The organism is Mycolicibacterium arabiense (assembly GCF_010731815.2).
Lineage (GTDB): Bacteria > Actinomycetota > Actinomycetes > Mycobacteriales > Mycobacteriaceae > Mycobacterium > Mycobacterium arabiense.
Genome location: NZ_AP022593.1, coordinates 2382405 through 2405774 on the forward strand (window position 1 = coordinate 2382405; position 23370 = coordinate 2405774).

The following is a 23370-nucleotide window of genomic DNA, read 5'->3' on the forward strand; positions in this document are numbered from 1 at the left end:
GCCCTTCATGGACCTACACGGCCTCGACGACGACGAACGCGTGATCGCCGAGACGGCGGCCGCGTTCGCCGAGAAGCGCCTCGCACCGCATGCCCTGGAATGGGATGCCACCAAGCACTTTCCGACCGACGTGCTGCGCGAGGCGGCCGAGCTGGGCATGGCGGCGATCTACTGCAACGACGACGTCGGCGGCAGTGGACTGCGACGCCTCGACGGGGTGCGCATCTTCGAGGCACTGTCCTACGCCGACCCGACGGTCGCGGCGTTCCTGTCGATCCACAACATGTGCACGTGGATGGTGGACACCCACGGCACGGCCGAGCAGCGCAAGAGCCTGGTCCCGCGGCTGGCGTCGATGGAGCTCATCGCGAGCTACTGCCTCACCGAGCCCGGCGCGGGTTCCGACGCAGGCGCGCTGCGTACCAGGGCGGTTCGCGACGGTGACTCCTACGTCCTCGACGGGGTCAAGCAGTTCATCTCGGGCGCGGGCGCATCGGACGTGTACGTCGTGATGGCACGCACCGGCGGTGACGGGCCGCGCGGCATCTCGGCGTTCGTCGTCGAGAAGGACACGCCGGGACTGAGTTTCGGCGCCGATGAGTACAAGATGGGCTGGAACGCACAGCCCACCGCCCAGGTGGTGTTCGAGGGAGCGCGGGTCCCGGCCGACGCCATGCTGGGCGGCTCCGACGGCGAGGGCGCCGGGTTCGGCATCGCGATGAACGGTCTCAACGGTGGCCGCATCAACATCGCCGCCTGCTCACTGGGTGGGGCCCAGGCCGCCTACGATAAGGCCGCTGCCTACGTCCGCGACCGCGTGGCCTTCGGCGGGTCGCTGCTCGACGAGCCGACGATCCGCTTCGCCCTCGCCGACATGGCGACCGCGTTGGAGGCGTCGCGCAGCCTGTTGTGGAGAGCAGCCTCCGCGCTCGACGACGGCCACCCCGACAAGGTGACGCTGTGCGCGATGGCCAAGCGCTACGTCACCGACTCCTGCTTCACCGTGGCCGACCAGGCGCTACAGCTGCACGGCGGGTACGGCTACCTCAATGAGTACGGCGTGGAGAAGATCGTGCGCGACCTGCGCGTGCACCGGATCCTCGAGGGCACCAACGAAATCATGCGCGTGGTCATCGGGCGGTCCGAGGCTGCTCGCATCCGCGCGACGTAGACGGGAGTTCAAGTATGGCGACGATCGCATTCCTGGGGCTGGGCAACATGGGCGGCCCGATGGCCGGCAACCTGGTCGCGGCCGGGCACGCCGTGCGGGGCTTCGATCCCGTCGCCGCATCACGGGAGGCGGCAGAAGCCAAGGGCGCCAACACCTTCGACAGTGGCGCCGAAGCGGTCGCCGATGCCGACGTGGTGATCACGTCGCTGCCCAACGGTGACATCGTCAAGCGGTGCTACGCCGAGGTGCTACCCGCCGCGAAGGCCGGTGCGTTGTTCGTCGACACGTCCACCATCTCGGTCGACGACGCCCGCAAGATCAACGCCGACGCGACGGCGGCCGGTTTCGAGCAGATCGACGCGCCGGTCTCGGGTGGCATCAAGGGCGCCACCGCGGGCACGCTGGCGTTCATGGTTGGCGGCTCCGAAGAAGCCGTCGCGGCCGCACGTCCCATCCTCGATCCCATGGCAGGCAAGGTGATTCACTGCGGTGCGTCCGGTGCCGGGCAGGCGGCCAAGCTGTGCAACAACATGGTGCTGGCGGTGCAGCAGATCGCGATCGGCGAGGCGTTCGTCCTGGCCGAGAAGCTTGGCCTGTCCGCTCAGTCCCTGTTCGACGTCATCACGGGCGCGACGGGCAACTGCTGGTCGGTGCACACCAACTGCCCGGTTCCGGGGCCGGTGCCGACGTCGCCTGCCAACAATGACTTCAAGCCCGGCTTCGCCACCGCGCTGATGCACAAGGACCTGGGCCTGGCGATGGCCGCGGTCGACTCGACCGGTGCGGCGGCGCCGCTCGGCAGCCACGCCGCGCGGATCTATGCCGAATTCACCCAGGACAACGCCGACAAGGACTTCAGCGCAGTCATCGAGATGCTCCGCAAGGGTTAGCGACCACCCGACCGGTGCTGCCACCGCCGGTGCAGGTGCTCGCAGCCCGCGGCGAGCAGGCCGTCATAGCTGGTGCGGACCTCGACGGCGTCGGCGAAGTCGCCGCCCACCGCGTACCCCGTCGCGACCACCAGCGTCGGCACCTTCGCCGCCCGCGCTGCGCGGAAGCCGCGGCCGGTGCCCACCACCGCGAGCGCACTCTCCGGCCCGAGGCCCAGTTCCCAAAGGGCCTGGCCGTGCAGGTCGGGCTCCGGCACCGGGGTGCGCAGGTCGTCGGGCGTCACGATGGTCTCGGCGATGCCGTCGCCGATGAGCTGCCGCACCAGCGGGCCGACCCAGGCGCGCTCGCCCCGACTGACCACGGCCACCGGCACACCCGCGAAGAACAGACTGTTCACCAGGTCTTCGAGTCCCGCGCGGGGTGTCACGTCACCGCCGAGGACCAACTGCTCGAATACGTCGGTCTTGGTCCGGTGCACGTGTGCGGCGATCTCCGAGCTGACCCGGCCGAAGCCGCGCCTGCGCAGCGCTGCGGCAATACGCCGCCGTTCGTCGCCGATGCGCACCAGCCGCCCGTACTCCTCGACCGTCCAGTGCACGTCCAGGCCATGCTCGGCGAACGCGACGTTGAACGCCGCCCGCTGGCCGTCGCGCTCGATGTCGGCGAGCGCTCCGTCCAGGTCGAAGATCACTGCCTGCAACGCCTCGACCGCAGCATCCGCGGGTCGTCCCGAGTCCCACCAGAACGCCCGCTTCTCACAATGAACCGACATGGGCATCAGCGTGTCCCACGTCACACTCGGCGGCCTCCCCCATCCGGGGGATTCGGGTGGCTAACTCGGTGAGAGCGGCTGCGCCGTCTTGGACCGGCCACGACGCCTTCGGACCTAAGGTGAGGGCCATGCCGCCCGAGGGGAGCCACGCCCATTCCCCGGTCCGGCTCATGCTGGTCGACGACCACGAGATGGTGATCGAGGGCCTCAAGGCAATGCTGGCCACGTTCGGCGACCGCGTCGACGTGGTCGGTCAGGCCATCGGCGCGGAGCGGGCACTGCAGGTCGTCGACGACCTGGATCCGGAGATCGTGCTCTGCGACGTCCGCATGCAGGGCGCGAGCGGGCTGGACCTGTGCGCAGATCTGCGCGGTCGCAATCCCGGTCGCAAGGTCGTCATGCTGTCGGTGTACGACGACGAGCAGTACCTCTTCCAGGCGCTGCGGGTCGGCGCGTCGGGCTACCTGCTGAAGAGCATCAGCAGCGACGAGTTGGTGCGCCAGCTCGAGCTGGTGCGACGGGGTGAGACGGCCATCGACCCCGGCATGGCCGCGCGGGCCGTCGACACCGCGGCGCGCCTGCAGCGCGACGAGTTCTGGCCGGGCGCGCGACAGGGTCTCACCCAGCGGGAGAGCGAGATCCTGTCCTACGTCGTCAACGGGCTCTCGAACAAGGGCATCGCCACCAAATTGGTCATCGGCGACGAGACGGTCAAGACGCACCTGCGATCGATCTACCGCAAGCTCGGAGTCAGCGACCGCACGAACGCCGTCGCCACCGCGCTGCGCGAGGGCATCTACCGGTGACCGGCCCTGACGCCCCTGGCCGCTTCGCGCCTGCCAGCCGGACGCCGAGAAACGTCCTCACCGCCGACCGTGAGCTGGCCCTGCTGCGCGAGTTGATCAGGGCCGCATCCAGCGGCCCCGGCGTCGAACCGCTTGCCGCCGCCGCAGCGCGGATGATCACCGCCGCCACCGCGACCGACGTCTGCTTCGTCCACGTGCTCGACGACACCGAGCGCTCGCTGACCCTCACCGGCGCCACGCCGCCGTTCGACAGCCAGGTCGGCAAGATCCGACTTCCCTTGGGGCAGGGCGTTTCCGGATGGGTGGCCAGCCACCGTGAACCGGTGGTGATCATCGCGGACAAGGAGTCCGACCCGCGGTACCGGCCGTTCGAGTCGCTACGCGGTTCGGACTTCACGTCCATGGTGTCGGTGCCGATGGAGACCGATCCCGGCGGGCTGGTGGGTGTGCTCAACGTGCACACCGTGGCGCAGCGGGACTTCGAGGACCGCGACGTGGAACTGCTGACCGTCATCGGCAGGCTGATCGCAGGCGCCATGCATCAGGCGCGGCTGCACCGGCAGCTGGTGGCCCGCGAACGGGCACATGAGAACTTCGTCGAGCAGGTCATCGAGGCCCAGGAGATGGAGCGGCGCAGGTTGGCCGGTGACATCCACGACGGCATCAGTCAGCGCCTGGTCACGCTGTCCTACCGGCTCGACGCCGCCAGCCGTGCGATCGGAGGCGGCCGGGACGACTTGTCAACTGCCGCAGAACAACTCGCACTGGCCCGCGAACTCGTCGCGCTGACCCTCGGCGAGGCCCGCGCAGCGATCGGTGGACTGCGACCCCCGGTGCTCGACGACCTGGGCCTGGCGGGCGGTCTGGCGAGCCTGGCCCGTTCCATCCCCCAGGTCGCCGTCGACGTCGACCTCGCCGACACCCGGCTGCCCGATCACGTGGAACTGGCCCTCTACCGCATCGCCCAGGAATGCCTGCAGAACGTCGTCAAGCACTCTCGGGCATCCAACGCGCGGTTGACGTTCGCGGTCGAGCCCGGTGACAGCGGCGACGTCGCGCGCCTGGAGATCGTGGACAACGGAGTGGGTTTCGACCGGTTCGAGAACCCGCTCGGCGGTGACGAGATGGGTGGCTACGGGTTGCTCTCGATGGCCGAGCGCGCGGACATCGTCGGCGGCAGGCTCAACATCCGCTCCGGCCCCGGGTCGGGCACGACGGTGACCGCGACCATTCCGCTGCCCTCGCCGAGCTGAGCCGGCCGGGCCGGCGTCACCCGCCTCGGACTTCCGGCGGGCAGTCGTGCTGCATGTGCGCCTCGATCGCGGCGACGACGTCGTCGGACAATTCCCGCAGCACCGCGAGTCGGTCGGGACCCACGACGTCGACGAACAGTTCACGGACCCGCGCGGCGTTGGCCGGTGCCGACGATTCGATCGCGGCGCGACCCGCGTCGGTGAGGACGACGTCCGGATAGCGCGCCGCCGACCCCTCGGCTGCCTCGCGCTTGATCAGGCCGCGCTTCTCCATCCGGCTGAGGTGATGCGACATCCGGCTCTTCTCCCACTGCGTGGCCCGGCCGAGTTCGACGGCGCGCATCCGTCCCGCCGGAGCGTCGGAGAGGTTGACGAGCACCTCGAAGTCGGAGTCCGAGAGCCCGAACTCGCATTGCAGGTGTCTGACGAGGTGGCGTTCCAGGAGGTGCCGCATCTGGACGAAGCTGCGCCATGCCGCCTGTTCGTCGTCGGTCAGCTGGGAGGCCATGCGACGACTTTAGCGCACCGGGTTGACATATCAACCCAAAGGTCTATGGTCGAGCCATGGGTTGATACATCAACCTAACCGTCTACGAAAGGCAGTTCAATGACCGACAAGAAGCTCATCGCCGTCCTCGGAGCAACCGGCTCGCAGGGCGGCGGCCTGGTGCGCGCGCTCCTCGACGATCCCGACCGCGAATTCGCGGTCCGAGCCCTGACCCGCAGTACGGATTCCAAGACGGCCCGTGAGCTGGCTGCCGCGGGCGCCGAGGTGGTGGCGGCAGACCTCGACGACGGGGCGAGCCTGCGAACGGCGTTCGACGGCGCGCACGGCGTCTACGTGGTCACCAACTACTGGGCAGAACGCACACCGGAGGAGGAAGCCCGACGGACCCGCGCCGAGATGGAACTCAGCCAGGCGGACCACGCCGCGCTGGCAGCCAAGCAGGCCGGAGTGGAGCACGTCGTCTGGTCGACGCTCGAGGACACCAGGGACGTCCTCGGCACCGACGGCCGCGTACCGACTGTCGAGGGACGCTACAAAGTCCCGCACTTCGACGCCAAGGCCGAGGCCGACGCCATCTTCGTCGAGTACGAGGTCCCGACGACCCTCCTGCGGACCACGTTCTTCTTCGAGGGCTTCGCCGGCGCCATGGCGCCCCGACGGACCGACGATGGCGAACTGGTACTGGCCCTTCCCATGGCCGACCAACCGCTGTCGGGCATCGCCGTCGCCGACATCGGCAAGACCGCAGCGGCCGTCTTCAAGCGCGGCCGGGACCTCGTCGGGAAGACGGTGAGCATCGCAGGAGATCACCTCACAGGGAATCAGTACGCAGCCGCGTTGAGCGACGCCCTCGGCGAGCCGGTCGCCTATCTCCCGGTCGGCTGGGACGACTTCCGCGCGCAGGGTTTCCCGGGCGCGATCGAGATGGGCAACATGTTCCAGTACTACGCGGAGAACTCCGCCCGGTTCGTCGGCGACCGGGATCTCGACGCGGTGCGCGATCTCAACCCGGAGCTACTGTCCTTCCGCGACTGGCTGTCCCAGCACGCCGCCGAGATCGCGACGCGGCTGGGCTAGAAGTCGCCCGCATGGTGGCGCAGCGACTCGATGGCCGCGGCCAGCGTCCGCGATGCGTCGTCGGTGATGCCGATGTCGGCGAACACTTCCTTGTTGAGGGTGACCGTCGCGTCCTCGACCGTCGATCGGCCGAGGTCGGTCAACCGCACCAGAGTGGTACGACCGTCGGTCGGGTGCGGGGTGCGCTCCACCAGCCCGTCGGCCTCGAGTCGCCGGATGGCGTGCGTGACGCTGGTGACGTGCACCTGCAGCCGGTCCGACGCCTTGGTGATCGGGAGTGCGCCCGTCCTGCTGAAGGCCAGCAGCCGCAGCAGTTCGAAGCGGGAGAAGCTCAGGTCGTAGGGCCGCAACGCGTTCTCCACGCGGGCCAGCAGGATCTGGTGGGCCCGCATGACCGAGGTGACCGCCACCATGCCATCGGCCACGTCACCCCAGCCCGCGCTCTCCCAATTGACCCGGGCCAGCGCGATCGGATCCGGTTTGCCGGCCTGATTCTCGGTGGGCACGGCTGTTCGGCTACGCCTCGAGCGTGAGGATGCGCGGGCCGTCTTCGGTGACGGCCACGGTGTGTTCCCAATGGGCAGCACGCGAGCCGTCGGTCGTGACGACCGTCCAGTCGTCGTCGAGGACCCTGGTCCGGGTGGTGCCCAGGGTCAGCATCGGCTCGATGGCGAGCACCGAGCCCGGGGCCAGGTGGGGGCCGCGACCCGGCGCACCCTCGTTGGGCAGGAACGGGTCCATGTGCATCTCGCGTCCGATGCCGTGACCGCCGTAGCCGGACACGATGCCGTACTTGCGGCCGTGCTTATCCTCGGCGGCGTGCGTGCCGGTCTCGATGGCGTGCGAGACGTCGGTCAGCCGGTTGCCGGGCACCATCGCCGCGATGCCCGCCTCCATGGAGGCCCTGGTGGCCTCGGACAGTGCCTCGTCGGCGGGGATCAGTTGGCCGATCCCGAAGGTGAAGGCGGCGTCACCGTGCCAGCCGTCGAGGATCGCGCCGCAGTCGATGGAGACGAGGTCACCCTCGGCGATGACGTCGTCGTCGGACGGGATGCCGTGGACGACCCGGTCGTTGACCGACGAGCAGATGCTCCCGGGGAAGCCGTGGTAGCCGAGGAAGGACGGGATTCCGCCGCCGTCGCGGATCACGCTCTCGGCGACGCGGTCGAGTTCCAGCGTCGACATGCCCGGCGCGGCGGCGGTGCGGACCGCCTTCAGCGCTGCGGCGACCAACGCGCCGGCCGCAGCCATGGCGTCGAGTTCTCCATTGGTGCGCTGCGGGACGACCTTGCGTCCCCGCAGCCCGGGCAGGCCGATCACGCCTACTTGCCGAGCGCGCGCAGCGCTCGGGCGAACACCTCGTCGAGGCTGCCGACGGCGTCCACGGTCTTGAGTTCGTCGGAGTAGTAGTCGAGCAGCGGCGCCGTCTCGTCGCGGTAGACCTTCATCCGGTTGAGGATGACGTCCTCGGTGTCGTCGGCGCGACCGCGGCTCTTCAGGCGGCTCAGGAGTTCGTCCTCGGACACCCGGAACTCCACGACGGCGTCGAGCTTCAGGTCGCGCTTGGCCAGCATCTCGCTCAGCGCCTCGGCCTGCTCCACCGAGCGCGGGTAGCCGTCGAGGATGAAGCCCTCGGCGGCGTCCGAGTCGTCGAGCCGGTCGTCGACCAGCGCGTTGGTGAGCGTGGCCGGGACCAGGTCACCGGCGTCGAGGTACTTCTTGGCCTCGATGCCCAGTTCGGTCTCGTTCGTGATGTTGTGGCGGAACAGGTCCCCCGTCGAGATGTGCGGGATCGCGAGCTTCTCGGCGAGCTTCTCGGCCTGCGTCCCCTTGCCCGCGCCGGGCGGCCCCAGCAAAACGATTCTCACTTGAGGAACCCTTCGTAGTTGCGCTGCATCAACTGGCTCTCGATCTGCTTCACGGTGTCCAGACCGACGCCGACCATGATGAGCACCGCAGTACCACCGAACGGCAGGTTTTGCACCGATCCCGAGTTGCCCATCTCGAGGAAGAGGTTCGGCAGCACGGCCACCACGCCGAGGTAGATCGAGCCAGGGAGCGTGATGCGGCTCAGGACGTAGCGCAGATAGTCAGCCGTTGGTCTGCCGGGCCGGATGCCTGGGATGAAGCCGCCGAACTTCTTCATCTCGTCGGCGCGTTCGTCGGGGTTGAACGTGATCGACACGTAGAAGTAGGTGAAGAACACGATCAGGCCGAAGTAGATCGCGATGTACACGGGGCTGGCGGGGTTGGTCAGGTAGTTCGCGACGAACTTGTCCCACCACCCGGTGCCGGCCTCGGCGCTGCCGCTGCTGATCAGCTGGGTGATCAGCTGGGGCACGTAGATCAGCGACGAGGCGAAGATGACCGGGATGACGCCTGCCTGATTGACCTTCAGCGGCAGGTACGTCGACGTGCCGCCGTACATCTTGCGGCCCACCATGCGCTTGGCGTACTGCACCGGGATGCGGCGCTGACCCTGCTCGACGAACACGACGGCGATGATGATCAGCAGTGCGGCGAGGCAGACCAGGGCGAAGACCACGCCACCGCGGCCCTCGAGGATGGTCTGGCCCTCTGCCGGGATGCGTGCGGCGATGCCGGCGAAGATCAGCAGCGACATGCCGTTGCCGATGCCGCGCTCGGTGACCAGCTCGCCCATCCACATCACCAGCGATGCGCCCGCGGTCAGGACCAGCACGATCACGACCAGCGTGAAGATGTCCGAGTCCTGGATGATGTCGAGCGTGCAGCCCTGCAGCAGTCCGCCGTTGGCGGCCAGCGCCACGATCGACGTGCCCTGCAGCAGCGCCAGCGCCACCGCGAGGTAGCGGGTGTACTGCGTCATCTTGGCCTGGCCGGATTGGCCTTCCTTGCGCAACTGTTCGAAGCGCGGAATGACCACCGTCAGCAGCTGCACGATGATGCTCGCGGTGATGTAGGGCATGACGCCCACCGCGAACACCGACAGCTGCAGCAGCGCCCCGCCGGAGAACAGGTTGATCAACGAGTAGATCTGTGCGGAGTCACCACCGCTGACCTGCTCGATGCACTTCTGGACGTTGGGGTAGTTCACGCCTGGCGACGGCAGCGATGCGCCCGCCCGGTAGAGGATGACGATGCCCAGAGTAAAGAGGATCTTGCGTCTGAGATCGGCCGTCCGCAGCGACGAGATGAAAGCCGAGAGCACTCTTCCTCCTGCGCAGCCGAGTCCGAGCCGCGGCGTGCAAATGGGGCTGGTACGACCAGCGTATGGGTTACGTCCGGCGCGATCCTGCCGCAGGCACACAGCCTGCGAAGTCGCGTGTCAAACAGTCTACGAGAGTAACAGTTGCCCACGGTCCGGCCTGCATCCACCGAACCGGGGGCGCTCACCGGTTAGTCCCAGCTTGCGAGCGTACAGTCGGTGCAGCTCGTTAAGTCAGCTAAGTAATCGACGGGGGTCAGCGTGGCACGCAGCGACGACGACAGTTGGGATCTCGCCTCGAGCGTGGGCGCAACCGCGACGATGGTGGCCGCCGCCAGGGCGCTCGCCTCCCGCCAGCCCGACGCCCTCATCGACGACCCGTACGCCGACGCTCTGGTGCGCGCGGTCGGCATCGAGTTCTTCACCAAGCTCATCGACGGCGTCATCGCCGTGGACGAAGCCGACGGCGGCGCCGCGCGGTTGATGACCGAGCTGATGGCCGTGCGCACCCGCTTCTTCGACGACTTCTTCCTCACGGCGACCACCGCAGGCATCCGCCAGGTCGTGATCCTGGCGTCGGGTCTGGACTCCCGCGCCTACCGCCTGCCGTGGCCCGACGGCACCGTCGTCTACGAGATCGACCAACCGCGGGTGATCGGAGCGAAGTCCGCGACGATGGCCCGGTTGGGGGCGATGCCCACCTGCCACCGCCGGGCCGTTCCGGTCGACCTACGCGACGACTGGCCCGCGACACTGCGGCAATACGGGTTCGAGCCGGCGCAGCCGACGGCCTGGAGCGCCGAGGGCCTGCTGGTCTATCTCCCGCCAGAGTCCCAGGACCGGTTGTTCGACGACGTGACCGCGCTGTCGGCGGAAGGCAGCAGCCTCGCCACCGAGTACCACCCCGACGGGGGCGCGGTGCTGGCGCAGCGCGCCGACGCCATCAACTCGGCGTGGCGGGCTCACGGTCTCGACCTCGACCTGGGCGACCTGTTCTACGGCGGCGAGCGCACCCCGGTGTCCGACTACCTGACCGGCCTGGGCTGGCAGGTACACGCCAGGTCCCGGCAGGACACGTTCACGCACTACGGCCGCACCATCGGCGACGGCGAACTGCCCGACCCCCTGCGGGGTTCGCTGTCCATCACCGCAACCAAGGGATAGGAGAACGACCATGGCAGACACCAACATCAGGTACGAGGGCGACTCGTGGGACCTCGCCTCCAGCGTCGGGGCCACCGCCACCGCGGTCGCCGCGATGCGGGCGTCCGCATCCCGCGGGCCCGACGCACTGCTCGGCGACCCCTGGGCCGAGCCGTTGGTACGCGCCGTCGGAGTTCGAGAGTTCGTCGACCGCATGGACGGGAACGTCGCGCCCGGCGCCGAGACCGATCCCCTGCTCAACCGCCGCACGATGAACGAGCAGATCGCGGTGCGCACCCGGTTCTTCGACGGTCTCTTCACCCGCGCCGCCGACGCCGGGGTGCGGCAGGCCGTCATCCTGGCGTCGGGTCTCGACACCCGCGCCTACCGGCTGCCGTGGCCGGACGGCACGGTGGTCTACGAGGTGGACCAGCCCGAGGTCATCGAGTTCAAGACCCGCACGCTTGCCGACCTGGGCGCCGCCCCGTCCGCGCAGCGGCGCACCGTGGGCATCGACCTGCGCGAGGATTGGCCCACGGCGTTGCGGGCCGCCGGGTTCGACCAGGGTGCACCGACCGCCTGGATCGCCGAGGGCCTGCTCGTCTACCTGCCGCCCGACGCGCAGGACCGGTTGTTCGACGAGGTCGATGCGCTGTCGGGACCCGGCAGCTGGCTGGCCACCGAACACATGGACATGTCGTCGTTGCCCGCAGACTGGGCCCAGAAGCTGACCGAACGGTCCCGGCGGGCCGGGTCGACCATCGACCTGAGCGACCTGTTCTACCTCGGCGAGCGCAACGGCGCCGCCGACTACCTCGCGGCCCGCGGCTGGCGCGTCGAAGTGCGCAGCACCGGCGACGAGTACGCCGCCAACGGCTTCGAACTGCCCGACGACGAGCTGGCGTCGATGGGCGGCGGCTACCTGACCGCCATCAAGGACTAGGTAATAGGGACTAGGAGGAACGACCCATGGCACGTACCGACGGGGACAGCTGGGATCTGGCATCGAGCGTCGGCGCGACGGCGACGATGGTGGCGGCCCAACGAGCGCTGGGTCACCGCGACGGCCTGATCGACGACCGCTTCGCCGAGCCACTGGTGCGGGCGGTCGGCGCCGACTTCTTCATCCGGATGCTCGACGGCGAGATCGACCTCGCCGCGATCGACCCGGCGTTCACCATGCGCCGCGCGGCCGAGGGCATGGCCGTGCGCACGCGGTGGTTCGACCGGATGTTCCTCGACGCGGCGGCTGCAGGCGTGCGGCAGGCGGTGATCCTGGCGTCCGGTCTCGACTCCCGCGGCTACCGGTTGCCGTGGCCCGACGGGACCGTCGTGTACGAGGTGGACCAACCGGAGGTCATCGAGTTCAAGACGACGTCCCTGGCGACACTGGGCGCCGAACCCACCGCCACACACCGCACGATCGCGATCGACCTGCGCGAGGACTGGCCGAAGGCTCTGCGCGACAACGGCTTCGACCCGTCACAGCCGACGGCGTGGAGCGCCGAGGGCCTGCTGATCTATCTGCCCGCCGATGCGCAGGATCGCCTGTTCGACGAGATCACCGCACTCTCGGCGCCCGGCAGCAGGCTGGCGACCGAGCACGTGCCCGACCTCTCGGCCGTCACCGACGACCGGACCAAGCAGCTGACCGATCGCATGCGGGAGATCGGCTCCGACATCGAGATGGCCGAGCTGGTGTACCAGGGCGATCGCAGTGACGTCGTCGAGTACCTGACGGCGAAGGGATGGAACGTCACTGCCGCCGGGGCGCGCGAAGCGCACGAGTCGAATGGCTTCGACTTCCCGGACGACGGTCTGATGGCCGCGTTCGCCGACATGAGTTACCTCAGCGCGACCTACGGCTGACCGGTGGGCGCTTGGCGTTGGGGAAGTGTTCGCCGACTTCCCCAACGCCGCCCGCCTCGCCACCCCCCAGTGGCGGACGGACTGCCTGCCACCCCCCAGTGGTAGGCCAAGCACCGCACACACCGAATCCTCGGCGCTTCGACTCGTCGTGGCGTCCGTCCCCCGGCGGCAGCCCGACTCGCAAGGACGACGCTACTCACGACCCACCCCCGATGAATCGGGGGAAACCCTAGATTTCCCAGAAATGGGCTTCCAGGGTCCGTGGCACCCCTAGAACCGGAAATCGCCCAACCACAGCGCGGTCGCCCCGGTGAACGACCGCTCGGTGTGGGCCACCGCTCCGGCGACCGACCGGCCGAGCAGCGCGCCCAGTGCGTCGGGCAGCGACGCCGCGGCCGGTTGTGAGGACGCCTTCGGCCTGAGCATCTCCAGGAACGACGAGCCAGGCAGGTTCACCACCTTGACGTCGGTGTCGGCGTCGATGCCGGCCAGCGTCTTGGCGCGGTCGATGGCGGTGCGCAGCCCACCCAGCTCGTCGACCAGTCCACGTTCCTTGGCGTCGGCGCCGGTCCACACCCGGCCACGCGCGACCTCGTGCACCTCCTCGACGGACATCCCGCGGCCGTGAGCGACGCGTTCGACGAAGTCGGTGTAGAACAGATCGGCTTCGGCCTCGACGTGGGCCTGCTGCTCGTCGGTGAAGGGGGCGTTCGGCGACCAGGCGTCGGCGTTGGCGTTGGTGCGCACGGCGTCAGACCCGACGCCGAGGCGCCGCTTGAGGTCACGCGCCACGAGCTTGCCGGTGACCACGCCGATGGATCCGGTGATGGTGCCGGGGTTCGCCACGATCGCGTCGGCGGCCATCGACACGTAGTAGCCACCGGATGCGGCGACCCCACCCATGGACGCGACGACGGGCTTGCCCGCCTCGCGCAACCGGGTCACCTCACGCCACACGGTCTCCGACCCGGTCACGGCGCCGCCGGGGCTGTCGACGCGCAGCACGACCGCGGACACGGAGTCGTCGGCGGAGGCCTCGCGCAGTGCGGCGGCGATCGTGTCTCCGCCCGCGCTGGAGGTGCCCAGCGGGGACAGCTGAGGTCCGCCGCGGCCGCTGACGATCGGCCCGTGCAGCGTCACCACGGCGATGGTGGGCTTGGCCTTCCGGCCGGGGACTGATGGCCCCGCGGGTCCGTGCGCGCGGGCGTAGCGCGACAGGAACAGGCGCGGCGGTGCGTCCGGGCCGTCGGCGTGGGCGGATTCCGGTCCGTCGCCCGCCAATTCACCGATGCGGGCGTAGGCCTCGTCGCGGAAGCCGACGCGGTCGACGAGTCGTCCGGCGACGGCGGCGTCGCGCAGCAGCGGAGCCTTGTCCGCGAGCGCGTCGACGTCGGCCGCGCTCAGGTGCCGGGATTCGGCGACCGCGGCGAGGACCTGGCCGTGCAGGCTCTCCACGAGGCGGGTGTCGGCTTCGCGGTGCGCCTCGGTGTACTCGCTGTGGGTGAAGAGGTTGGCGGCCGACTTGTACTCGCCGCGGGCCACGAACTGCGCCTGCACGCCTGCCTTGTCGAGCGCGTCGCGCAGGAACAGGGCGTTGGTGGCGAAGCCGATCAGGCCCACCGTGCCCGATGGCTGCATCCACACCTCGTGGAACGCCGACGCCAGGTAGTACGACATCGTTCCCGGGTAGGTCTCCGCCCACGCGACCGACGGCTTCACCTCGGTGAACGCGGCGATGGCCTCGCGCAGCTCCTGCACGGGTCCGGGTGCGGCGGCGACGACCTGCACCCTGGCGATCAGCCCGGCGACGCGGCGGTCCTCGGCGGCGCGGTGAATGGCGGCGATCGCCTCGCGCAGCAGGAGGGGGCGGCCGCCCGAGAGCAGCGCCATGGGGTCGAAGCCACCGGTCTCGTTCGGCACGCTCTGCAGGTCGAGTTCGAGGACGCAGCCGTTGGGCACGCCGTGGTGTCGGGCGGTGTCGACCTTGCGCGCGAGCGCTCGGATTTCGTCGGTGCCCGGAACGCCGGACAGGAGGCTGAACATGGTTCGAGCCTACCGACGACCCCGATCAGCCCGGCGTGACGATCCGGGCGCCCAAACGAAAGAACCCCCGCCATGGGCGGGGGTTCTTTGCGTGTGCGGTGAGTCGAGGCTAGACCTCGGTCGCCGATCCGCCTGCGGCGGTGATCTTGTCGCGGGCGCTTCCACTGAACTTGTGCGCGGTGACGTTCACGTTGACCGACAGCTTGCCGTCGCCCAACACCTTCACCAGGGTGTTCTTGCGCACTGCGCCGGCGGCGACCAGTTCGTCGATGCCGACGGTGCCACCCTGCGGGAACAGCCGGTTGATGTCACCGACGTTGACGACCTGGTACTCGGTGCGGAAGCGGTTGCGGAAGCCCTTGAGCTTCGGCAGCCGCATGTGGATCGGCATCTGGCCACCCTCGAAGCCCACGGGGACGTTCTTGCGGGCCCCGGTGCCCTTGGTGCCGCGGCCTGCGGTCTTGCCCTTCGAGCCCTCACCACGACCCACGCGGGTCTTGGCGGTCTTCGACCCGGGGGCGGGCTTCAGATCGTGCAGCTTGATGGTCATTTCTTCGCGTCCTCCACTGCCTCGACGTCGACGAGGTGGTTCACGACGGCCAGCAGGCCGCGCGTCTGCGCGTTGTCCTCGCGGACGACGGACTGGCGGATCTTCCGCAGTCCGAGGCTCCGCAGGCTTTCGCGCTGCTTCCAGCGAGCACCGACGGTGCCACGCACCTGGGTGATCTTCAGTTCAGCCATGACTATGCGCTTCCTTCACGTGCAGCCGATGCTGCAACCGCGTCCGCCTCGCGGCGGGCCTTGAGCATGCCCGCAGGCGCGACGTCCTCGATGGACAGTCCGCGTCGGGCTGCGACCTCTTCGGGCCGCTGGATCATCTTCAGCGCGGCGACGGTGGCGTGCACCACGTTGATCGCGTTGTCGCTACCGAGCGACTTGGCCAGGATGTCGTGCACGCCTGCGCACTCCAGCACGGCACGCACGGCGCCACCGGCGATCACACCGGTACCGGGGCTGGCCGGACGGAGCATCACGACGCCCGCGGCGGCCTCACCCTGCACCGGGTGGACGATCGTCCCGCCGATCAGCGGCACGCGGAAGAAACCCTTTCGAGCTTCCTCGACGCCCTTGGCGATGGCGGCGGGAACTTCCTTGGCCTTGCCGTAGCCGACACCGACCATGCCCTTGCCGTCGCCGACGATGACCAGCGCGGTGAAGCTGAAGCGCCGACCACCCTTGACCACCTTGGACACGCGGTTGATCGCGACGACGCGCTCGAGGTATTGGCTCTTCTCGCCGCCGTCACGTCCACCACGGCCACCGCGGTCGTCACGACGACCACGGTTGTCGCCACGTCCGCCGCCGCGGTTGTCCGAAGTATTGCCGGGCCCGCCGGCACCAGTTGCCTGCTCGGCCATCATGCAGTCCTTCCAATAATCTTCGCGAAGCTGTGCATCAGAACTTGAGCCCGCCTTCCCGCGCGGCGTCGGCCAGCGCAGCGATGCGGCCTCCGTAGGAGTACCCACCGCGGTCGAAGACCACCGTGTCGATGCCGGCGGCCTTGGCGCGCTCGGCGATCAGCTGTCCGACGCGAACGCTGTGCGCCTTCTTGTCGCCGTCGACCGCACGCACGTCGGCCTCGATGGACGACGCAGCTGCGAGCGTGATGCCCTGCTGGTCGTCGACGAGCTGCACGTGGATGTGCCGCGCCGAGCGGTTGACCACCAGGCGAGGCATCTGTGCGGTGCCTGCGACCTTCTTGCGCAGCCGGGCGTGCCTGCGCAGGCGTGCCACGCGACGCGTCTCGGAGATGTTCTGGCCGACGGGCTTCCGCTTCGCGGTCGCCTGGCTTCCTTGAGTAGCGGGCATTTCTACTTACCTGTCTTTCCGACCTTGCGGCGGATCTGCTCGCCTTGGTAGCGAACGCCCTTGCCCTTGTACGGGTCCGGGCGGCGCAGGCGACGAATGTTCGCCGAGATCTGACCGACCTGCTGCTTGTCGATTCCGGTGATCGAGAACTTGGTGGGCGTCTCCACCGCGAAGGTGATGCCTTCGGGGGCGGTGATCACCACGGGGTGGCTGTACCCGAGCGCGAACTCGAGGCTGTTGCCCTTGAGCGCGACGCGGTAGCCGACACCGAAGATCTCCATCTTCGTGGTGTAGCCCTCGGTCACGCCGGTGATGAGGTTGGCCACCAGGGTGCGCGACAGCCCGTGCAGCGAGCGGCTACGCCGCTCGTCGTCGGGACGCGCAACCACGATGGCGCCATCGTCGTTGCGGGACACGGAGATCGGCTCGGCGACTTCGAGTGCCAAGGTGCCCTTGGGACCCTTCACCGAGACGTTCTGACCGTCGATCGTTACGTCGACCCCGGATGGAACCAGGACCGGCTGCTTTCCAATGCGCGACATGTTTGTCTCTCCCCTACCAGACGTAAGCGAGGACTTCGCCGCCCACGCCCTGTCGTGCTGCCTGGCGGTCGGTGAGCAGACCCGAGGACGTGGAGATGATCGCCACGCCCAGGCCTCCCAGCACCCGCGGCAGGTTGGTGGACTTCGCGTAGACGCGCAGACCGGGCTTGGACACCCGGCGCAGTCCCGCGATGCTGCGTTCACGGCTAGGGCCGTACTTCAGCTGAACGACGAGGGCCTTGCCCACACGGGCATCCTCGGTGTGGAAATCGGTGATGTAACCCTCCGACTTCAAGATCTCGGCGATGTTCACCTTGATCTTGCTGTGGGGCAGGGTCACCTCATCGTGATACGCCGAGTTGGCGTTGCGCAGACGCGTCAAGAAGTCTGCAATCGGGTCAGTCATCGTCATGACAACCGGCTCACCTTCCTCGCGGCGGTTCCCTCAGTGGTATCTGTGGGGCCTACCGCAATGCTGTTCTAAGTGGTCTCTTGGCCTGTGTGCTCGCGCGGGGCGCGGGCTCTCGTCGCTGCTCGAACTGGTCGTCCGAGCGGTCGTGGTGTTACCAGCTGGACTTCTGCACGCCCGGCAGCTCGCCGGCATGTGCCATCTCCCGCAAGCAGATTCGGCACAGGCCGAACTTGCGGAACACCGCGTGCGGGCGACCGCAGCGGTTGCAGCGGGTGTAGCCGCGCACCTTGAACTTCGGCTTCTTGTTGGCCTTGATGACCAGCGCCTTCTTTGCCATGCTCAGTTCTCCTTGAACGGGAAGCCGAGCGCACGCAGCAGCGCGCGGCCTTCGTCGTCGGTCGTCGCCGAGGTGACGACGGTGATGTCCATGCCACGGGGGCGGTCGATGCTGTCGACGTCGATCTCGTGGAACACCGACTGCTCGTTGAGCCCGAAGGTGTAGTTGCCGTTGCCGTCGAACTGCTTGGGCGACAGGCCGCGGAAGTCGCGGATACGCGGGAGGGCGATCGACACCAGGCGGTCGAGGAACTCCCACATGCGGTCGTTGCGCAGCGTGACGCGGGCGCCGATCGGCATGCCCTCGCGCAGCTTGAACTGTGCGATGGACTTGCGGGCCTTGCGGATCTCCGGCTTCTGGCCGGTGATCAGCGCGAGGTCGTTGACCGCGCCGTTGATCAGCTTCGCGTCACGGGCGGCGTCGCCGACGCCCATGTTGACGATGACCTTGACCACGCCGGGGATCTGCATGACGTTGGCGTACTCGAACTCCTTGTTGAGGGAGTCCTTGATCTCGTCGCGGTAGCGCTGCTTGAGCCGCGGGATCGTCTTCTCGGTGGTTTCTGCGGTGGTCATGTCTAGATGTCCTTGCCGTTCTTCTTCGACACCCGAACGTTCTTGCCGGTCTCTTCGTCGCGGCGGTAGCCGATGCGGGTCGGGTTGCCATCGGAGTCGACCACCATCACGTTGCTCACGTGGATGGGGGCTTCCTGGGTGACGATGCCGCCCGACGACGCGCCACGCTCATTGCTCGAGACGGCGGTGTGCTTCTTGATTCGGTTGACGCCCTCGACCAAGACCTTCTCGCGGCCGGGGTAGGCCTCGAGGACCTTGCCCTTCGCGCCCTTGTCCTTGCCCGAGATGACGAGGACCGTGTCGCCCTTGTGCACCTTCACTTACAACACCTCCGGAGCCAGCGAGACGATCTTCATGAAGCGCTTCTCACGCAGTTCGCGCCCGACCGGGCCGAAGATGCGGGTGCCACGCGGATCGTTGTCGGCCTTGATGATCACGGCCGCATTCTCGTCGAACTTGATGTAACTGCCATCGGCGCGGCGACGCTCCTTGACGGTGCGGACGATGACGGCCTTGACGACGTCGCCCCGCTTGACGTTTCCGCCCGGGATGGCGTCCTTGACGGTCGCCACGATGACATCGCCGATGCCGGCGTATCGCCGACCCGAGCCACCGAGAACGCGGATGCACAAGATTTCCTTGGCACCCGTGTTGTCGGCGACCTTCAGCCGGGATTCCTGCTGAATCACTCGATCTCCTCGATTTCGATGCACGACGAGCAGCAAAAAACCCTCGGCGTACGCGGTCTTCGTTGTCTAAGGGCACGCAGGGCCGTTCATGACGATGAGGATTCACATCTTCGAGAACAGCCGAGGTCTGCCCAAGGCAACCCCTACATACTAGGTGAGCACGTCGAATGCACCAAATCGCTGCTCGACGCCCACCTGCTACCCCGGCGAGCGTGCGTGTCTGCGGGCGACACGCCGTGCGAAAACCCGACTCCGCGCACGCTCGACGCCGACGACCCTACCGGGCGCGGCTATCCGGACACCACGCAGCGGAAGCCGATGTGTGTGGTCGCGCTGTCCTGGGACTGGGCCGATCTCGCGGCGGGACGATACCGGTGGCAGTACTCCGGGGCGCACAGGTGCGAACCGCCCTTGAGCGTCTGGCTGATCGACGGGTCCGGCTCGAGGCTCGGCGTGCAGCAGCCACGCCCTGCGTCCGGCGCCGCCTGGTGCCGGGCCGAGTACCGCGTCGTCGTCCACTCCCACACGTTGCCGATCATGTCGACCAGGCCGTACCGGTTCTCCGGGAACGTGCCCACCGGCGACGTGCCGACCCAGCCCGCGGCGCCATCGTTGCGGTACGGGAACCGGCCCTGCCAGGTGTTGGCCATCAGCGTCCCGCCCGGCATGACGTCGTCGCCCCACGGATAGGTCGTCGTGGCGCCGGCACGCGCGGCGTACTCCCACTCCCCCTCGGTCGGCAGCCTGCGCCCCGCCCACCGGGCATACGCCGCCGCGTCGGTGTAGGCCACCTGCACCACCGGGTGATCGGCGATCGCGTCGATGCCGCTGTCCCCGCCGAACGGGTGCCGCCAACTCGCTCCGGGCGCCCAGTCCCACCACAGGCGCCAGTCGCGCAGGTCGACGGGGCCTGGCGTCGGCCGGAAGACTAGGGCGCCGGGCTGCAGGTCCGCGGCGGCGACGCCCGGGTACAGCGCCGGGTCGAGTTCGCGTTCGGCGACGGTGACGTACCCGGTGTCGGCGACGAACTCGGCGTACTGGGCATTGGTGACGGGGTGGCGCTCGATCGCGAAGTCCTCGACGGTCATCGTCCGGACCGGGGCCTCGTCGGGGTAGAAGTCGGCCGAGCCCATCGGGAAGGCGCCGCCGCGCAGCGGGATCAGGTCGGTCAGCATTGGATCACGGCATCCGGACCTCGAAGTCGGCGGTGAGCACGTCGCCCGCGGCGTCGAGACCGTCGACTCCAGACGGCGCTTCGACGTGCACGCTGACGAGATAGTTCGCGGTGTCGGTCGGTAGGTGGACGAGTCGGTCGCGGAACTCGACGGCCGTCACGGGGATGTCCGACCACGAGCCCATCAGCTTCTGGCCGCTGTAGGAGCACAGTTCCCCCGGCAGGACGCTGACGGTGCTGACCGCCGACTGCTCCATGATGTCGTCGGCGTAGCCGCGGAACGCGGCGGCGGGGTCGAGATCGGTGGTCGCGATGGTGACGGTCGCCGTCATGCGATCGGGACCGGTCAGGGTTCCCGCGACGTCGCCCGTGCCGCCCGCGAAGCTCCAGCCCTCGGGGACGCCGATGACGATCTGCGGTGCCCGGGGATCGTCGACGGTGGCGACGTATCCCACCCGGGGCGCCACCTCGGGGGCGCAGGCGACGGCTCCCGCGGGCACGGGCGCCCCGGACGTCGGCATGATGCCCGGCTCGGGCTGATTGGCCGGACCCGTCGACGTCCCCGGTGCGGCGGCGGCCGGCTCGGCCGATCCGTCGGAGACCGGGAGACCGTCGGTGACGCGCACGCACCCCGACACGAGCACCGCCGCCGCACACGCGAGCGTGACGATGCCTGCGTGCCGGGTCCTCATCAGTCCTTCGCGAATGCCTGGGCGAGTTCGCGTTCCACGTCGACGTACGGCGTGCCGGAGGTGTCGACGACCACCTTCGCGATCGTGCCGCCGGTGAACGGGAACGGTGCCCGGTACGAATCGGAGATGGCCTGTCCTGGGTTGCGGCCGACGGCGACCCCACCGCCTGCGAGGCCGAAGGTGCCCGGGTGCGTGCGGACACCGGACCTGGTGGCGACGACTCGACCGTCGACGTACATCGACACGTCGCCGAGCGGCGTATGGCTGCCCTCGACGGTGCCCGTGCGGTCGTACCGCACCCCGACCACGTGCGCGCCGAGCGGAAGTGGTTCGCCAGCAACGACTTCCTGCTCGTCCTCGCCCATGAAGTCGTAGACGTAGTGCAACCGGCCGTCGCGGGCGAACAGCACGTGTCCACCGTGCCCGGCACCCTGTTTGTAGATCACGCCCTCGACGTCGGCACTGTCGATGGTGACGTCGGCCAGCACGGAGAAGGACTGGCCGCGCAGTTCCAGGGCCGCCCCGATCCCAACCTCGGACGCGTCCGGGTAGTAGGTGAAGTGGTTGCGCCCGCTTGCCAGATAAGGCCGTTCGCGCATCATGGTCTCGAAGATGTTCAGGTCCGACAGCGGCAGGCCGTTGTACTTGGCGGCCTCGTCGAACCAGAGTTGCTTGAGTTCTTCGAGTTTCTCGGGGTGCTCGGCAGCCAGGTCGTGACATTGGCTGCGGTCGGCGGCGATGTGGAACAGCTCCCAGCGGTCGGAGTCGAAGTGCGACCAGCCCGCTGGGCTGGCGGCGTGCACGGTGTTGGCGAACCAGCCGTCGTGCCAGATGCCGCGGGTGCCGAGCATCGCGTAGAACTGGGTGTGCTTCCCGGTGTCTGCGGCCGAATCGTCCAGTGCTGCCTTGAAGCTGACGCCGTCGAGCGGCTTCTGTCGGATTCCGTTTACTTCGTCGGGCGCAGTGATGCCCAGCAGGTCGTAGACGGTGGGCGTGACGTCGCAGACGTTGACGTAGGCGTCGCGGACCTCACCGTGGGCCTTGATTCCGTTGGGCCACGACACGATTGCGGTGTCGGCGATGCCGCCCTCGTGCGAGGCGTAGCGCTTGAACAGCTTGTAGGGCGTGTTGAACGCCATCGCCCACCCGATCGGGTAGTGGTTGTAGGTCTGCGGACCTCCCAGTTCGTCGTAGAAGCGCATGCTCTCGGCGACGGTGTTGATGTACCCGTTGAAGAACTTGACCTCGTTGACCGACCCGTTCGGCCCACCCTCACCGCTGGCGCCGTTGTCGGAGATCACCACGACGATCGTGTCGTCGAGCTGCCCGGATTCTTCGAGATAGTCCAGGATCCGGCCGATTTGGGCGTCGGTGTAGGTGAGGAACCCGGCGAAGACCTCGGCCATGCGGCTGAAGAGTCGCTTCTCGTCGTCGTCGAGTCCGTCCCACGGCCGGACCGTGTCCTGCGTCGGCCACGGTTCCCCGTTCGGACCGGTCACGTCGAGGTAGGGGTTCATCGGCGACAGCTCGGTGTCCGGCGGGACGATGCCGAGCGCCTTCTGGTTCTCGAGCACGATCTCGCGGTAGCGCTCGTAGCCCATGTCGAACCTACCGGCGTACCGGTCGGCCCACTCCTTGGCGACGTGGTGCGGCGCGTGCCCGGCGCCCGGGCAGACGTAGGAGAACCACGGCTTGTCGGGCGCGATCACCTTGGCGTCGCGGATGAACTCGATCGTCTTGTCCGCGAGATCCTTCGACAGGTGGTAGCCCTCTTCCGGGGTGGCCGGCGGCGTGACCGGGTGGTTGTCGTACACGAGGTCGGGATACCACTGATCGGTCTCGCCGCCCATGAAGCCATAGAACCGCTCGAAGCCGCGCGCCAGGGGCCAATGCCGTTTGGTGGCAGCTAGATTCGATTCCTCGAGCGGGGTCAGGTGCCACTTGCCCACGCAGTAGGTGTTGTAGCCCCGCTCCTCGAGCACCTCCGACAGCAGTGCGGTGTCGGCGGGGATGCGGCCGTTGCAGTTGGGGAAACCATCGGTGAACTCCTCGATGGTGGCCATGCCGACCGTCGTGGCGTTGCGACCGGTCAGCAGCGATGCCCTAGTGGGCGAACACAGAGCGGTGGTGTGGAATTGCGACAGCCGTACGCCGCGTTCGGCCAGCCGGCTCATCGCGGGCATCTCGACCAGTCCGCCGAAGCAGTCCCAGGTGGCGATGCCGGTGTCGTCCCAGACCAGGTAGAGCACGTTGGGTGACCCGGGCGGCGCGGTGGGCGCGGCGTAGGGGCCCCAGTCCGGTGTCGAGTCGCGGACGTCGAGTTCTATGTGTCCGCTGAATTCCGATGTCATCACGCCTCG

27 protein-coding genes and 1 pseudogene are annotated in these 23370 nt (G+C 68.4%); 8 read left to right on the top strand and 20 right to left on the bottom strand.

All coding sequences use genetic code 11. From position 1 onward, the window contains the following. Positions 1-7: 7 nt before the first annotated feature. Both G6N61_RS13150 and mmsB read left to right on the top strand, forming a co-directional pair. Positions 8-1171 (top strand): acyl-CoA dehydrogenase family protein, encoded by a 1164-nt coding sequence (locus G6N61_RS13150; protein ID WP_163918925.1) that lies wholly within the window; start codon positions 8-10, stop codon positions 1169-1171. 2 nt (positions 1172-1173) lie between these two features. Beyond that, positions 1174-2061, top strand: a pseudogene (gene mmsB, locus G6N61_RS13155) (3-hydroxyisobutyrate dehydrogenase); the annotation flags it as partial. Here mmsB and G6N61_RS13160 read toward each other — a convergent pair. After that, complete coding sequence (locus G6N61_RS13160) at positions 2058-2834, bottom strand: HAD hydrolase-like protein (RefSeq protein WP_163918927.1); 777 nt, start codon at positions 2832-2834, stop codon at positions 2058-2060. The pseudogene mmsB and the gene G6N61_RS13160 overlap by 4 nt on opposite strands. 128 nt (positions 2835-2962) lie before the next feature. On the opposite strand from G6N61_RS13160, the gene G6N61_RS13165 reads away from it, so the two are divergent. Next, complete coding sequence (locus G6N61_RS13165) at positions 2963-3640, top strand: response regulator (protein ID WP_163918928.1); 678 nt, start codon at positions 2963-2965, stop codon at positions 3638-3640. Continuing rightward, positions 3637-4893: a GAF domain-containing sensor histidine kinase gene (locus G6N61_RS13170; protein WP_163918929.1), complete on the top strand. Its 1257-nt coding sequence runs from the start codon at positions 3637-3639 to the stop codon at positions 4891-4893. The genes G6N61_RS13165 and G6N61_RS13170 overlap by 4 nt, the downstream gene beginning before the upstream one ends. 16 nt (positions 4894-4909) lie before the next feature. Here the strand turns inward: G6N61_RS13170 and G6N61_RS13175 are convergent, their stop codons facing one another. Beyond that, the gene (locus tag G6N61_RS13175; protein WP_163918930.1) at positions 4910-5401 is read right to left on the bottom strand and encodes a MarR family winged helix-turn-helix transcriptional regulator; all 492 of its coding nucleotides are present in this window, start codon (positions 5399-5401) and stop codon (positions 4910-4912) included. A 99-nt stretch (positions 5402-5500) separates the two neighbouring features. Between G6N61_RS13175 and G6N61_RS13180 the strand changes: the two genes are divergently transcribed. Continuing rightward, complete coding sequence (locus G6N61_RS13180) at positions 5501-6478, top strand: NmrA/HSCARG family protein (RefSeq protein WP_163918931.1); 978 nt, start codon at positions 5501-5503, stop codon at positions 6476-6478. Here the strand turns inward: G6N61_RS13180 and G6N61_RS13185 are convergent. From G6N61_RS13185 to secY, 4 genes are read right to left on the bottom strand one after another with little or no spacing between them, the layout of a single operon-like run. After that, entirely contained in the window at positions 6475-6984 is a 510-nt protein-coding gene (locus tag G6N61_RS13185; RefSeq protein WP_163918932.1) for a MarR family transcriptional regulator, read from the bottom strand. The genes G6N61_RS13180 and G6N61_RS13185 overlap by 4 nt on opposite strands. 10 nt (positions 6985-6994) lie before the next feature. After that, complete coding sequence (gene map / locus G6N61_RS13190) at positions 6995-7798, bottom strand: type I methionyl aminopeptidase (protein ID WP_163918933.1); 804 nt, start codon at positions 7796-7798, stop codon at positions 6995-6997. Positions 7799-7800: 2 nt separating this feature from the next. Next, the gene (locus G6N61_RS13195; RefSeq protein ID WP_163918934.1) at positions 7801-8346 is read right to left on the bottom strand and encodes an adenylate kinase; all 546 of its coding nucleotides are present in this window, start codon (positions 8344-8346) and stop codon (positions 7801-7803) included. Then, entirely contained in the window at positions 8343-9668 is a 1326-nt protein-coding gene (gene secY / locus G6N61_RS13200; RefSeq protein WP_163918935.1) for a preprotein translocase subunit SecY, read from the bottom strand. Before secY ends, G6N61_RS13195 begins: the two co-directional genes overlap by 4 nt. Positions 9669-9926: 258 nt before the next feature. Between secY and G6N61_RS13205 the strand changes: the two genes are divergently transcribed. The 3 genes from G6N61_RS13205 to G6N61_RS13215 are packed head-to-tail and all read left to right on the top strand — an operon-like array spanning position 9927 to position 12677. Continuing rightward, positions 9927-10829, top strand: a complete 903-nt coding sequence (locus G6N61_RS13205) for a class I SAM-dependent methyltransferase (protein ID WP_163918936.1) — start codon at positions 9927-9929, stop codon at positions 10827-10829. Positions 10830-10839: 10 nt separating this feature from the next. Then, the gene (locus G6N61_RS13210; RefSeq protein WP_163918937.1) at positions 10840-11751 is read left to right on the top strand and encodes a class I SAM-dependent methyltransferase; all 912 of its coding nucleotides are present in this window, start codon (positions 10840-10842) and stop codon (positions 11749-11751) included. Positions 11752-11777: 26 nt separating this feature from the next. Next, on the top strand, positions 11778-12677 hold the full coding sequence (locus G6N61_RS13215; RefSeq protein WP_163918938.1) for an SAM-dependent methyltransferase: 900 nt from the start codon (positions 11778-11780) through the stop codon (positions 12675-12677). A gap of 270 nt (positions 12678-12947) precedes the next feature. Here G6N61_RS13215 and sppA read toward each other — a convergent pair whose 3' ends face one another. The 14 genes from sppA to G6N61_RS13285 all read right to left on the bottom strand — a co-directional run bounded on the left by sppA (position 12948) and on the right by G6N61_RS13285 (position 23361). Then, complete coding sequence (sppA, locus tag G6N61_RS13220) at positions 12948-14720, bottom strand: signal peptide peptidase SppA (RefSeq protein ID WP_163918939.1); 1773 nt, start codon at positions 14718-14720, stop codon at positions 12948-12950. Positions 14721-14829: 109 nt separating this feature from the next. Continuing rightward, complete coding sequence (rplO, locus tag G6N61_RS13225; protein WP_163918940.1) at positions 14830-15270, bottom strand: 50S ribosomal protein L15; 441 nt, start codon at positions 15268-15270, stop codon at positions 14830-14832. Continuing rightward, entirely contained in the window at positions 15267-15461 is a 195-nt protein-coding gene (gene rpmD, locus G6N61_RS13230; RefSeq protein ID WP_163918941.1) for a 50S ribosomal protein L30, read from the bottom strand. Before rpmD ends, rplO begins: the two co-directional genes overlap by 4 nt. Positions 15462-15463: 2 nt before the next feature. Next, complete coding sequence (rpsE, locus tag G6N61_RS13235) at positions 15464-16138, bottom strand: 30S ribosomal protein S5 (protein ID WP_179973620.1); 675 nt, start codon at positions 16136-16138, stop codon at positions 15464-15466. A 37-nt stretch (positions 16139-16175) separates the two neighbouring features. Next, positions 16176-16589 carry a 50S ribosomal protein L18 gene (gene rplR, locus G6N61_RS13240; RefSeq protein ID WP_163918943.1) on the bottom strand — a complete coding sequence of 138 codons (414 nt, stop codon included), beginning with the start codon at positions 16587-16589 and terminating at the stop codon, positions 16176-16178. A 2-nt stretch (positions 16590-16591) separates the two neighbouring features. After that, positions 16592-17131 carry a 50S ribosomal protein L6 gene (gene rplF / locus G6N61_RS13245; RefSeq protein WP_163918944.1) on the bottom strand — a complete coding sequence of 180 codons (540 nt, stop codon included), beginning with the start codon at positions 17129-17131 and terminating at the stop codon, positions 16592-16594. Positions 17132-17144: 13 nt separating this feature from the next. Further along, positions 17145-17543, bottom strand: coding sequence for a 30S ribosomal protein S8 (gene rpsH / locus G6N61_RS13250; protein WP_163918945.1), 399 nt, complete (start codon positions 17541-17543; stop codon positions 17145-17147). A gap of 151 nt (positions 17544-17694) precedes the next feature. After that, positions 17695-17880 carry a type Z 30S ribosomal protein S14 gene (locus G6N61_RS13255; RefSeq protein ID WP_163918946.1) on the bottom strand — a complete coding sequence of 62 codons (186 nt, stop codon included), beginning with the start codon at positions 17878-17880 and terminating at the stop codon, positions 17695-17697. A gap of 2 nt (positions 17881-17882) precedes the next feature. Further along, entirely contained in the window at positions 17883-18455 is a 573-nt protein-coding gene (rplE, locus tag G6N61_RS13260; RefSeq protein WP_163918947.1) for a 50S ribosomal protein L5, read from the bottom strand. A gap of 2 nt (positions 18456-18457) precedes the next feature. Beyond that, positions 18458-18775: a 50S ribosomal protein L24 gene (gene rplX, locus G6N61_RS13265; protein ID WP_163918948.1), complete on the bottom strand. Its 318-nt coding sequence runs from the start codon at positions 18773-18775 to the stop codon at positions 18458-18460. Then, positions 18776-19144, bottom strand: a complete 369-nt coding sequence (gene rplN, locus G6N61_RS13270) for a 50S ribosomal protein L14 (protein ID WP_029115811.1) — start codon at positions 19142-19144, stop codon at positions 18776-18778. Between the two features lie 290 nt (positions 19145-19434). Then, positions 19435-20319, bottom strand: coding sequence for a formylglycine-generating enzyme family protein (locus G6N61_RS13275; protein WP_163918949.1), 885 nt, complete (start codon positions 20317-20319; stop codon positions 19435-19437). A gap of 4 nt (positions 20320-20323) precedes the next feature. Then, positions 20324-21010, bottom strand: coding sequence for a hypothetical protein (locus G6N61_RS13280; protein ID WP_163918950.1), 687 nt, complete (start codon positions 21008-21010; stop codon positions 20324-20326). Next, entirely contained in the window at positions 21010-23361 is a 2352-nt protein-coding gene (locus G6N61_RS13285) for an arylsulfatase (protein WP_163918951.1), read from the bottom strand. The genes G6N61_RS13280 and G6N61_RS13285 overlap by 1 nt, the downstream gene beginning before the upstream one ends. Positions 23362-23370 lie beyond the last annotated feature (9 nt).